The sequence below is a fragment of the Streptococcus mitis genome (assembly GCF_005144795.1).
Taxonomy (GTDB): domain Bacteria; phylum Bacillota; class Bacilli; order Lactobacillales; family Streptococcaceae; genus Streptococcus; species Streptococcus mitis_BB.
This window is the reverse complement of record NZ_SWFJ01000001.1, coordinates 20,133-32,598: the sequence shown is the minus strand read 5'-3', so window position 1 is coordinate 32,598 and position 12,466 is coordinate 20,133. Positions and strand designations below refer to the sequence as shown.

The following is a 12,466-nucleotide window of genomic DNA, read 5'->3' as shown; positions in this document are numbered from 1 at the left end:
GATTTTAGTAAAGAAAAAGCGATGAAAACGCTGATAAAAAAAGGAATAAATGGAAATTATTTCATGATTGTGATATAATAATTCTGATAATCAACATATAGGGGAAAACTATGAATAAACGTTCAAAAAGAGCCCGTTCGGGGAAAGTTAAGCGGAGTGTTAATATAGCTTTATTAACCATTTATGTATTATTGGGTGGTTTTTTGCTGTTTTTGATTTTTAGACATAATATATTGGCGTTTAGATACCTGAATGTTATAACGGCAGCCGTAGTGATTTTGGTCGCTTTAGCGAGTCTGCTTTTGATCATTTATAGAAAAGCAGAAAAATTTACGATTTTCTTTTTAACACTAGCTATTTTAGTGAGTTCAGTTTCTTTCTTTGCACTGCAACAATTTGTCGGCTTTACTAGTCATATCAATTCTACGTCGAATTACTCAGAATACTCAATGAGTGTTGTTGTTCTGAAAGAAAGTGACGTTCATAATGTTACACAACTAGATAGTGTTACAGGGCCTACGGATACAGATAATGAGAATATTCAAAAATTGATAGCTGATATCAAAACTAGTCAGAGCAAAGAATTGACGGTTGAACAAAGCACTTCATATCTTGCAGCTTATACGAGTTTGGTATCGGGTGAAGCAAAAGCGATTGTCTTAAATAGCGTCTTTGAAAATATTATAGAATCTGAGTACCCTGATTACGCATCAAAAATTAGGAAAATCTACACTAAAAATATCACCAAGGAAGTAGCTGCTCCTAAAGTTTCTAAGAATAAGTCCTTTAATGTCTATGTGAGTGGTATTGACACTTACGGCCCAATTAGTTCGGTTTCTCGTTCAGATGTCAATATTTTGATGACTGTTAATCGAGATTCTAAAAAAATTCTATTGACAACAACCCCTCGAGATTCCTATGTTCCGATTGCAGACGGAGGGAATAATCAAAAAGATAAATTGACTCATGCAGGTATTTATGGAGTAGACTCCTCTATTCATACTTTGGAAAATCTTTATGGAGTTGATATTAACTACTATGTTCGCTTGAACTTTACTTCGTTCCTGAAGTTGATTGACCTTTTAGGCGGTGTAGATGTGTACAATGATCAGGAGTTTACATCTCGTCACGGGAAGTTCCATTTCCCAGTAGGAAATGTTCATTTAGATTCTGAACAAGCTCTTGGGTTTGTTCGTGAACGTTACTCTTTAGCTGATGGGGATCGTGACCGTGGTCGTAATCAACAAAAGGTCATCGTCGCAATCATTCAGAAATTAACTTCTACCGAAGCATTGAAAAATTATAGTGACATTATTCAAGGCTTGCAAGATTCCCTCCAAACAAATATGCCAATCGAAACGATGATGGATTTGGTTAATGCTCAATTGGAGAGTGGTGGTAGTTATAAAGTCAACTCTCAAGATCTCAAAGGTACAGGCCAAATGGGACTTCCTTCTTATGCTATGCCAGATAGTAATCTCTATATGATGGAAATCGATGATAGTAGTCTAGCAGCTGCTAAAAGTGCGATACAAGATGTGATGGAGGGAAGATGATATGATTGATATCCACTCTCACATTGTCTTTGATGTAGATGATGGGCCAAAGTCTATAGAAGATAGTAAAGCCCTTTTAAGAGAAGCATATAATCAAGGGGTTAGGATGATTGTTTCGACTTCCCATCGTCGAAAAGGGATGTTTGAGACTCCAGAAGAAAAAATAGCGACGAATTTTTTAAAGGTTCGTGAGATTGCTAAAGAAGTGGCAGATGATTTGGTCATTGCTTACGGAGCAGAGATATACTATACTCCAGATGTTCTAGAAAAACTTGAAAACAAGCGTATTCCTACTCTTAATGATAGTCGTTATGCTTTGATTGAATTTAGTATGAATACACCCTATCGCGATATTCATAGAGGGTTAAGCAATATTTTGATGTTAGGGATTACCCCGGTGATTGCTCATATTGAACGTTATGATGCGTTGGAAAACAATGAAAAGCGTGTTAGGGAACTGATTGATATGGGCTGCTATACGCAAGTAAATAGTTCTCATGTTCTAAAACCTAAGCTCTTTGGTGAAACCTATAAATTTATGAAAAAGAGAGCCCAATATTTTTTGGAGAAAGACTTGGTTCATGTCATTGCAAGTGATATGCATAACTTAGATAGTAGACCCCCCTATATGGAGGAGGCTTATCAGATTATTTCGAAAAAGTATGGTAGAGCCAAGGCGGAAGAGCTATTTGTAGAGAACCCTAGGAAAATTATAATGGATCAAATAATTTAGGAGAAAATATGAAAGAACAAAATACTATGGAAATCGATGTATTTCACCTATTTAAAATTCTTTGGAAAAGAAAAATTCTAGTTGCATTGGTAGCAATTGTAGCTGGAGCTTTAGCTTTTGCTTATAGTGCTTTTATCGTTAAACCGGAGTTCACTAGTACTACACGGATTTATGTAGTCAACCGTAATCAGGGAGATAAGCCTGGTTTGACAAATCAAGACTTGCAAGCTGGATCATACTTGGTTAAAGACTATCGTGAAATTATTTTGTCTCAAGATGTTTTAGAAAAAGTTACATCTGATTTGAAATTAGATCTGTCACCAAAAGCTTTGGCTAGTAAAGTCAAGGTAACTGTACCAGTCGATACCCGTATCGTTTCTATTTCAGTTAATGATAGAGTCCCTGAGGAAGCTAGTCGTATCGCTAACTCCTTGAGAGAAGTAGCTGCTGAAAAGATTATCAGTATCACACGCGTTTCTGATGTCACAACACTTGAAGAAGCTCGTCCCGCTATAGCACCATCTTCTCCAAATATTCGTAGAAATACAATTATAGGTCTACTTGGAGGAACAGTCTTTACGGTTATCGCTGTTCTTATCGTTGAACTGGTTGATACACGAGTGAAACGTCCAGAGGATATTGAAGATGTTATGCAAATCGCATTATTGGGAGTTGTTCCAAATTTGGATAAATTGAAATAGGAGAGAGATATGCCGACATTAGAAATAGCACAGAAAAAATTAGATCTGGCCAAAAAAGCGGAAGAATACTATAATGCCTTGCGTACGAATATACAATTGAGTGGAAATAATTTACAAGTGATTTCTATCACCTCTGTAAAACCAGGTGAAGGAAAGTCAACGACTTCTACAAATATTGCTTGGGCATTCGCGCGTGCAGGTTATAAGACCTTGTTAGTAGATGCTGATATTCGGAATTCTGTCATGTCAGGTGTCTTCAAATCGCGTGAAAAAATTACGGGGTTGACAGAATTTTTATCTGGAACAACAGATCTATCTCATGGTCTATGTGATACCAATGTTGAAAATCTATTTGTGGTTCAAGCTGGGTCTATCTCACCAAACCCAACTGCTTTATTGCAAAGTGAGAACTTTAGTACTATGATTGATACACTTCGCAAATATTTTGATTATATTATTGTTGACACAGCGCCTATTGGTATCGTTATCGACGCAGCTATTATCACACAGAAATGTGATGCATCTGTTTTAGTTACTGCTGCAGGAGAGGCTAACAGAAAAGATGTTCAGAAGGCTAAAGGTCAATTGGAACAAACGAATAAACCATTCTTAGGAGTTGTATTAAATAAATTCAATACTTCAGCTGAGAAATATGGTTCTTACGGTGAGTATGGTTCTTACGGTAAAAAATAAGGGATAGACTAAGGAAGTAGTTATGGAAGAGAAAGGGATAAAAATATCTTTGGCAGTAATTCAGAGTTTTATAGTAGTGTTACTAGGGTATTCTCTTAGTTTTGTTAAAGAGACAGATATTCTTTCAACAACAATGATTGTCCTATATATTCTCCACTACATAGTATTTTATTTTAGCGATTACGGTCAAGATTTTTTTAGACGAGGAAATTTGATTGAATTTGTTCGCTTGGCAAAATATATCATTTTCTTTGCGTTGGCGATTAGTCTTTCTAATTTCTTTTTAGAAGAACGCTTTAGTATCTCTAGACGAGGTATGGTGTATTTCTTAACCTTACACTCGATTCTAATGTATCTAGTCAATATTTGTATCAAGTATTATTCGAAACGGATATTTCCTAATTTGAAATGGAGTAAAAAACTATTCTTGATTACAGCAACATCTAGAGTTGAGAAAGTGATGGATAAATTACTTGATGCTGGTGATTTCTTTGGAGAACTGGTGGCAGTTAGTGTATTAGATAAACCTAATTTCCAACATGATACTATTACAGTCGTACCGGTCGAAGATATTTTAAATTTTGCAACTCATGAAGTTGTGGATGAAGTGTTTATAAATCTTCCTAGTGAAGAATACGATATTGGTGAATTTATTTCTCGTTTTGAAACGATGGGAATTGATGTAACGGTTAATCTAAATGCTTTTGACCATAATCTAGGGCGTGATAAGAAAATCCGTGGGATGGCTGGTCTAAATGTCATTACTTTTTCGACGAAATTTTATAAGAATAGTCATGTCATTGCTAAGCGTGTCATAGATATTATTGGTTCTATTTTTGGTTTAATGATTTGTGGCTTAGTCAGTATAGTTCTAGTACCAGCTATTCGAAAAGATGGTGGACCTGCTATTTTTGCCCAGACTCGTATAGGAAAAAACGGCCGACATTTTACGTTTTATAAATTTAGATCAATGTGTATTGATGCTGAGGATAAAAAGAGAGAATTGTTGGAGAAAAATACTATGCAGGGTGGTATGTTTAAGATGGACAATGATCCTCGCATTACAAAAATTGGTCGCTTTATCCGTAAAACTAGCTTGGATGAACTTCCTCAGTTTTGGAATGTTTTGAAAGGAGATATGAGTCTAGTTGGAACAAGACCGCCAACAGTTGATGAATATGAGACATACACACCTGAACAAAAACGTCGATTGAGTTTTAAACCGGGTATCACTGGACTTTGGCAAGTTAGTGGTAGAAGTGAGATTAAGAATTTTGATGAAGTTGTTAAATTAGATGTCGCTTATATAGACGATTGGACAATTTGGAAAGATATTGAAATTCTACTAAAAACAGTTAAAGTTGTATTTATGAGAGATGGAGCGAAGTGAATTTATGAATAAAGTGAGGGAAATTCAACTAGGAGAATTATCTTTATTGAAAAGTTTTATTGCTATTTGTAGTAAATATAACTTAAGATATTATGCTTTGGGAGGAACATTGCTAGGAGCAATTCGTCATAAAGGATTTATTCCTTGGGATGATGATATGGATTTAGGAATGCCTCGAAAAGATTATGAAACATTTTTGTCTATTTGCAACAAGGAACTTCCAGAACATGTTGTTTTGAGACTTCATGATGATAATTTAGGTAATACCTCTATTATGGATACATCCTTACAAATTCCATTTGGAGATGAACTATGTAGTCCATTCATAGATATTTTCCCTTTGGATGGTTATCCAGATGATCGTTTTCATTATTTTATTCATACAAACAAAATTAAATTCTATCGTGCACTTTCTAAAATTTCGGTAATCGATCGTCTACATGACAGAGATCGGGGAAGTTTTGAAAATGCAATTGTGAGTATATCAAAAGTTTTGAAATTAAATAAACTTCTAAAAACAGCCACTATTAATAACAAATTACAAAATCTAATTAAACAATATGATTTTGAAACTAGTTCAATAGTAGGGAATGTACTAGGTTCATACAGAGAACGTGAACTTGCTAGAAAAGAAGTATTCGGTGAACCACAATTACTAGAGTTTGAGAACTTAGAAATAAGTTGCCATGCAAACCCAGGTGAATATTTAACAAAAATATACGGTGATTACATGAAGTTACCAAAAGAAGCCGAGCGTAAGGGTCATTTCGAGTCTACATGGGGAGATTAATTTGAATAGTTTTGATTTAATGGGGGTCAGGATTGACCCTTTAACAATGGATGAAACAGTACAAGCGGTTGAAAAATTTGTCATTGAACAACGTCCTCTTCATTTAATGGGCGTAAACGCTGATAAGATTAACCAATGTCAATCAGATGAAGCCATTAAGAAGATAGTTAACGAGTCTGAAATCATCAATGCAGATGGTGCATCAGTAGTTCTAGCTTCTCGATTTTTGGGCTACCAAGTTCCAGAGCGAGTTGCTGGAATTGATTTAATGCAAAGATTATTAAAATTAGCTGATGAAAAATCTTATTCAGTATATTTCTTTGGTGCTAAAGAAGAAGTTTTGCAAGATATGTTACAAAATTTTAAAGAAGAGTATCCAAATCTACGAGTTGTTGGACATCGTAATGGTTATTTTTCTGAGGAAGATGAGCAAGATATTCAGGAAGATATTCGTGAAAAGAATCCCGACTTTGTATTTGTTGGAATTACTTCACCTAAAAAAGAATACATCATCCAAAAATTTATGGATAATGGAGTGAATTCTATTTTTATGGGTGTAGGTGGTAGTTTTGATGTATTGTCTGGTCATATTCAGCGTGCCCCACTTTGGATGCAGAAATCAAACTTGGAGTGGTTGTTCCGAGTTGCTAATGAACCAAAGCGTCTCTTTAAACGATACTTTGTAGGGAATGTTACCTTTATTAAGCGAGTTTTAGATGAGAAACGAAAAACGAAAAAATAATATTTTACATATTTCACGAACGATGGATATTGGTGGTGCTGAGAGAATCGTGTACCAGTTGAGTTCTGATTTGAAAGATGAGTTTGATAGTGTCCATGTTGCTTCTACAGGAGGCCTTTGGGAACCAGAATTAGAGACCCAAGGAATTATCCATCATAAAATTCAAGATATAGACAGCAAAAATCCTCTTACTGTGTTGAAATTGCTTCTTGAAATTTATCAAATTATTAAGACAAATGATATTACTCTGGTTCATACGCATCATCGAATGGCAGCTTTTTATATTCGTGTATTAAAACTGATTAATCCTAAGCTAGTCCACGTTTACACTGCTCATAATGTCTTTAAAGATAAGTTGTCTTTATATAGATTTTCACTGAAAAATGCCTATAGTATTGCAGTTGGTCAAGCAGTTAATCAAAATTTGAAAGATGATGTGGGAGTTGCAAATAGCACTGTTATCTATAACGGAGTGATCTTGAAACAGTCAGATAGACAAGTTGACGAGATTATGAAGTTTGATGGAATCAAGCTAGGCTGTATTGCAAGATTATCTGAACAAAAAGGTTTGACCTATTTGATTGATGCTATTTCTTTGATTTCAGATGAAAAACTTCGTTTATTTATCGTTGGGGATGGAGAGCTTAGAGCCGAATTAGAAAACAAGGTTAAAGAACTAAATCTGGAAGATAAAGTATCTTTTTTAGGGTATAGACAGGATATAGTGGAATGCATTAATAGTTTTGATTTCCTAGTGTCTTCGTCATTGTTTGAGGGTTTGGCTCTAAATGTTATTGAGGCATTTATGAATGGAAAAACCATGGTTGCGACAGATATCCCTGGCATTAATGAAGTTGTTACAAAAGAAAATGGGATCTTGATTCCTGCTAAAGATGCTAGGGCCTTAGCTTCTGCTATTGAGAGTCTGGCGACTGACTCAACTCTTAGAACTAGGTTAGCTCATCAAGCTAAAAAAGATTATGAAGAGAAGTTTAGTTATCCTTTATTTTTAGAGAATTATCGTAAATTGTATCAAAAACTAATGGGAGATTCAAAATGAAAAAAGTAATGTTAGTTTTTGGGACGCGTCCAGAAGCAATAAAAATGTGTCCCTTAGTGAATGAACTGAAGAAAAATGATTCAATCAAAACACTTGTGTGTGTAACTGGCCAACATAAAGAAATGTTAGAGCAAGTTTTAGATGTCTTTAAAGTTGTTCCTGATTATGATTTAGGAATTATGAAGGCAAATCAAACACTATTTACAATCACGACAAGTATTTTAGATAAAATTCAAGCAGTTTTAGAGCAGGAAAAACCAGATATTGTTCTTGTTCATGGGGATACTACAACCACTTTTGCGACAGCTTTAGCTGCATTTTATATGGGGATTAAAGTTGGACATGTAGAGGCAGGATTGAGAACTTATAATCTTCAAAGCCCATTTCCTGAAGAATTCAATCGTCAAACTACTTCAATTATTGCGGATTTCAATTTTGCTCCGACAGAAGTGGCTAAAGAGAATCTTCTAAAAGAGGGAAGAGAGAATATCTATGTTACTGGAAATACTGTCATCGACGCCTTGAAGACAACTGTTCAAGATCATTATGATCATCCTATTTTAGAGTGGGCTAAGGACAGTAAACTAATCATGCTGACAGCCCATAGACGTGAAAATCTTGGTCAACCCATGGAAAATATGTTTAATGCAGTTAATCGTATCCTGAATGAGTTTGAAGATGTTAAAGTCGTATATCCTATTCACAAGAATCCTAAAGTTCGTGAGTTAGCAAGTAAAGTGTTTGGTGATAATGAACGTATGCAAATCATTGAACCTCTAGAAGTCATTGATTTCCATAATTTTATGAATCAAAGCTACATGATTTTAACAGATTCGGGTGGTGTACAAGAAGAAGCACCTTCTTTAGGTAAACCAGTATTGGTAATGCGTGATACAACAGAACGTCCAGAGGGGATTGCTGCAGGAACCTTGAAATTAGTAGGAACAGAAGAAGAAAATATTTATACTAATTTCAAACTGCTTCTAGAAGATGAAACAGAGTACAGCAAGATGAGTAAAGCAAGTAATCCATATGGAGATGGAAAAGCTTGTGAGCGTATTGTTGATATCATTTTGGAAGGATTATCATAATGGATAATGTTTCTATTGTTATACCAGTGTACAATGTCGAGAACTATCTTCAATATAGTGTAGGCAGTTTAAGAAAGCAGACCTATGAGAATATCGAGATTATTCTGGTAGACGATGGTTCGACGGATAGTTCTGGAGAAATTTGTGACCAATATGCTCGAGAAGATGACAGAATTAAAGTTTTCCATATTGAAAATGGCGGACAATCTAGGGCTAGAAATATAGGAGTGAAAGAGGCTTCCTCTGACTGGATTATGTTTCTAGACTCAGACGACTATTATGATTTAAGAGCGGTTGAATATTTAGTTGATTTAAGAGACAAATATGACGTCGATTTGGTTGTGACCTCAATTGTTGAAGTAAGAGATCATAAAATAAATAGTATAGGCGAGAGTTTTTCATTAGAAAATAGTAAGAAACTAGATAAAGATGAAGCTCTTGTTCAAATGTTTTACGGGAATAGTATAGGCACGTCTCCTGGGGGAAAACTTTATAAGAAAGATATTTTATTAAAATATCCTTATCCAGAGGGAATGATATATGAAGATTTATCGATTGCCTATGAACATATTGCAGCAGGTAGAGAGATTGCGGTAGGATTCATTCATCTATATAAATATTATCGGAGACCAGGAAGTACCGTGAATGCTGCATATAGTACAAAACTTCTAGACTTTTACAAGGCAATGGATTGCAATAGGAGTTATGTAGAACGAGACTATTCAACCAACCAAGAAATGCGTAGAGCCTTAAATGTACGGTATGTTTTTAATGGTTTTCACATTGTCCATGCATTACTAGGTTCCAAGATGTATCACGAAGTTAATAAGGTACGCAAAGAATACATTCAATATTTCAAAGATGTTGTTCCGAATCCAAATGTTACAAGGAAAAATAAATTGAAATATATATTGTTTCTAGTATCTGCAAAATTGTATAACACTATTCGAAATAAGATTGGATAATTTAAACAAACTTAGGTAAATATATGAAAATAAAAATAAAATTATCAGAGTTATTATATTTTTCAGCTTTCTTTATTTGGTTGCTTTTTAATTTTATAGCTCAAACAAACTTAGTCTATAAATACCCTGAAATTTATCGTTTTCGAATAGTTGCTATGATAGTGTCTATTGTCATACTTCTGTTTAAACTACTATTAGAGAGACACTCAAGTAAGTTTCTGATATTCTTCTTTTCAACTTTCTGCTTGGCTATCATTATCGGGATTACAACACATAAACTTTTTGATGCTCTCACAATAATCTCAACAATCCTATTTGTTATTTCTATAAGCAATGTGAATTTTAGAAAAGTATTGATTCTCTGGACAGTCTCGATTGTTCTCTTAATGATTTCCATATATGGTCTATTAAAGTTAGGCATAATTGAAAATACGCTGAGAGTCCAATTAGGAGGACGATTCCGTTTTAGCCAAGGATATCAATATGTTAGTCTCGGTGCTAATTATTTATTTCATCTGACTTTAGTATATCTATATTTAAGAAAAAGTAAAATCAGATTATCAGAAATTCTAATGCTTGGAATACTGAATTATTATTTTTACGTGAATACTGATACGAAATCAGCTTTCTTTCTTTCAATTCTAGCATTAGTATTGGTGTACATATTCAAAAATAAAGTAGTTAGTCAAAAAATCCTGAATGCCATTGGTAAAATTACGTTGACTGCAGGGGTTCTTATTCCTATCATTTTGACTTATTTTTATAACGCAAACAGTAAATTATTTCAAATTTTAAACGTAGCTTTGACGGGAAGACTTAGTTTAGGACATAAGACATTATCATTATATGGTGTACATATGTTTGGTCAAAGAATTGATTGGGAATTACAACAAAGGGCTACGTCTGTTTTTGATAATTATTTATACGTTGATTCATCTTTTGTAAATATTTTGTTGCATTATGGAGTGATTCTACTAGTTGTTATTTGGTATAGTTTTTACCAACTAAATAAAAGAGGATACTTTAATACAGTTGAGATGCTTGTTTTTATTGTATTGATACTTCACTCAATGTTTGATCCACAATTTTTTGAATTAATGTACAATCCATTATTATTATTGATGGGTATTTCTTGGAGCAAGTATAGGTATAATTATCAAGATGTTTAAAGTTCTTGTGTTATATGTATCCTTAGCTCTAAGTAGAGGCTAGTTAAGTTATTTATGTGTCAAAAAGGTTTAATATATTTCACATAATCATTTTTGGACAGATTAATTTTCGCCGTTTATAATAGTAGTTAAGTGAGGAATATGCCCCCCTATGAAGGTTCTTAAAAATTATGCATACAATCTTTCATATCAATTATTAGTAATTATTTTACCGATTATTACGACTCCATATGTTACCAGAGTATTTAGTTCTGATGATTTAGGAACTTATGGTTATTATAATTCTATTGTTACCTACTTTATCCTGTTGGCTACCTTAGGGGTAGCCAATTATGGTACAAAGGAAATTTCTGGTAATCGAAAAACAATTCGTAAAAATTTCTGGGGAATTTATACTTTACAACTTGGAGCAACCATCTTATCACTGACTCTCTATATTTTGCTTTGTCTCACTTTTTCGTTAATGCAAAACCCGGTAGCTTATATTTTAGGATTAAGTTTACTTTCTAAAGGTTTAGATATTTCTTGGCTATTCCAAGGTTTAGAGGATTTTCGAAAAATTACAGTCAGAAATATTACAGTGAAACTAGTTGGCGTCATTGCTATTTTTCTATTTATAAAATCAGCTAGCGACCTATATTTATATGTATTTTTGCTTACCATTTTTGAATTGTTGGGACAATTAAGTATGTGGTTGCCGGCAAGAGAGTTTATTGGGAAACCGCACTTTGATTGGGAATATGCTAAGCAGCATTTGAAGCCAGTTATCTTATTGTTTTTACCTCAGATTGCCATATCGCTCTATGTTACTTTGGATCGTACAATGCTAGGTGCTTTGGCTTCAACAAAAGATGTAGGAATCTATGATCAAGCATTGAAACTTGTCAATATTTTATTGACCCTGGTAACTTCATTGGGAAGTGTCATGTTACCACGAGTTTCAAATCTTTTATCATCAGGAAATCATAAAGCAGTTAATAAAATGCATGAGATGTCATTTCTGATTTATAATTTGGTTATTTTCCCCATTATGGCAGGTACGTTAATTATAAACGATGATTTTGTTAACTTTTTTCTGGGAAAAGATTTTCAAGATGCACGCTATGCAATAGCTATTATGATTCTAAGAATGTTCTTTATTGGTTGGACAAATATTATGGGGATTCAAATTTTGATTCCCCATAATAAAAATAGAGAGTTCATGCTTTCAACAACAATTCCTGCTATTATTAGTGTCGGATTAAATCTTCTCTTTCTTCCCAAATTGGGCTATATAGGGGCAGCAATTGTATCTGTTTTAACAGAGTCTCTGGTTTGGGCTATACAGTTATTCTTTACTCGCTCTTATCTAAGAGATGTTCCGATTATAGGAACTATGATAAAAATTATGATTTCATCAGGATTGATGTATGGAATTCTGTTTTTTGTAAAAAACTTATTGAATTTACCGTCCATGTTAAATGTAGGACTTTCTGCTATTTTGGGGGCAATAATTTATATCAGTTTGATTTTGATTTTTAAAGTTATAAATCTACGAGATATAAAACAACAGTTATTCAGAAATAAAGGGGTGTAA

12 protein-coding genes are annotated in these 12,466 nt (G+C 33.9%); all 12 read left to right on the top strand.

What is annotated here, in order from left to right:
• Positions 1-110 precede the first annotated feature (110 nt).
• Positions 111-1,556 carry an LCP family protein gene (locus tag FBF73_RS00085; RefSeq protein ID WP_136936603.1) on the top strand — a complete coding sequence of 482 codons (1,446 nt, stop codon included), beginning with the start codon at positions 111-113 and terminating at the stop codon, positions 1,554-1,556.
• A gap of 1 nt (position 1,557) precedes the next feature.
• Positions 1,558-2,289, top strand: coding sequence for a capsular polysaccharide biosynthesis protein Cps4B (gene cps4B / locus FBF73_RS00080; protein WP_124787555.1), 732 nt, complete (start codon positions 1,558-1,560; stop codon positions 2,287-2,289).
• 8 nt (positions 2,290-2,297) lie between these two features.
• A complete protein-coding gene (gene cpsC / locus FBF73_RS00075) occupies positions 2,298-2,990 on the top strand; it encodes a capsular polysaccharide biosynthesis protein CpsC (protein WP_124787554.1) in 693 nt (230 codons plus the stop codon).
• Positions 2,991-2,999: 9 nt separating this feature from the next.
• A complete protein-coding gene (locus FBF73_RS00070; protein WP_020901549.1) occupies positions 3,000-3,683 on the top strand; it encodes a tyrosine-protein kinase in 684 nt (227 codons plus the stop codon).
• 22 nt (positions 3,684-3,705) lie between these two features.
• Positions 3,706-5,073: a sugar transferase gene (locus tag FBF73_RS00065; protein WP_136936602.1), complete on the top strand. Its 1,368-nt coding sequence runs from the start codon at positions 3,706-3,708 to the stop codon at positions 5,071-5,073.
• Between the two features lie 4 nt (positions 5,074-5,077).
• Positions 5,078-5,863, top strand: coding sequence for a LicD family protein (locus FBF73_RS00060; protein ID WP_136936760.1), 786 nt, complete (start codon positions 5,078-5,080; stop codon positions 5,861-5,863).
• 19 nt (positions 5,864-5,882) lie between these two features.
• A complete protein-coding gene (locus FBF73_RS00055) occupies positions 5,883-6,605 on the top strand; it encodes a WecB/TagA/CpsF family glycosyltransferase (protein WP_124787599.1) in 723 nt (240 codons plus the stop codon).
• A complete protein-coding gene (locus FBF73_RS00050; RefSeq protein WP_136936601.1) occupies positions 6,580-7,665 on the top strand; it encodes a glycosyltransferase family 4 protein in 1,086 nt (361 codons plus the stop codon). The genes FBF73_RS00055 and FBF73_RS00050 overlap by 26 nt, the downstream gene beginning before the upstream one ends.
• The gene (gene wecB, locus FBF73_RS00045) at positions 7,662-8,756 is read left to right on the top strand and encodes a non-hydrolyzing UDP-N-acetylglucosamine 2-epimerase (RefSeq protein ID WP_124787551.1); all 1,095 of its coding nucleotides are present in this window, start codon (positions 7,662-7,664) and stop codon (positions 8,754-8,756) included. Before FBF73_RS00050 ends, wecB begins: the two co-directional genes overlap by 4 nt.
• Entirely contained in the window at positions 8,756-9,721 is a 966-nt protein-coding gene (locus tag FBF73_RS00040) for a glycosyltransferase family 2 protein (protein WP_136936600.1), read from the top strand. The genes wecB and FBF73_RS00040 overlap by 1 nt, the downstream gene beginning before the upstream one ends.
• Positions 9,722-9,744: 23 nt before the next feature.
• A complete protein-coding gene (locus FBF73_RS00035; protein WP_136936599.1) occupies positions 9,745-10,890 on the top strand; it encodes a polymerase in 1,146 nt (381 codons plus the stop codon).
• 151 nt (positions 10,891-11,041) lie between these two features.
• A complete protein-coding gene (locus tag FBF73_RS00030) occupies positions 11,042-12,466 on the top strand; it encodes a flippase (protein ID WP_136936598.1) in 1,425 nt (474 codons plus the stop codon).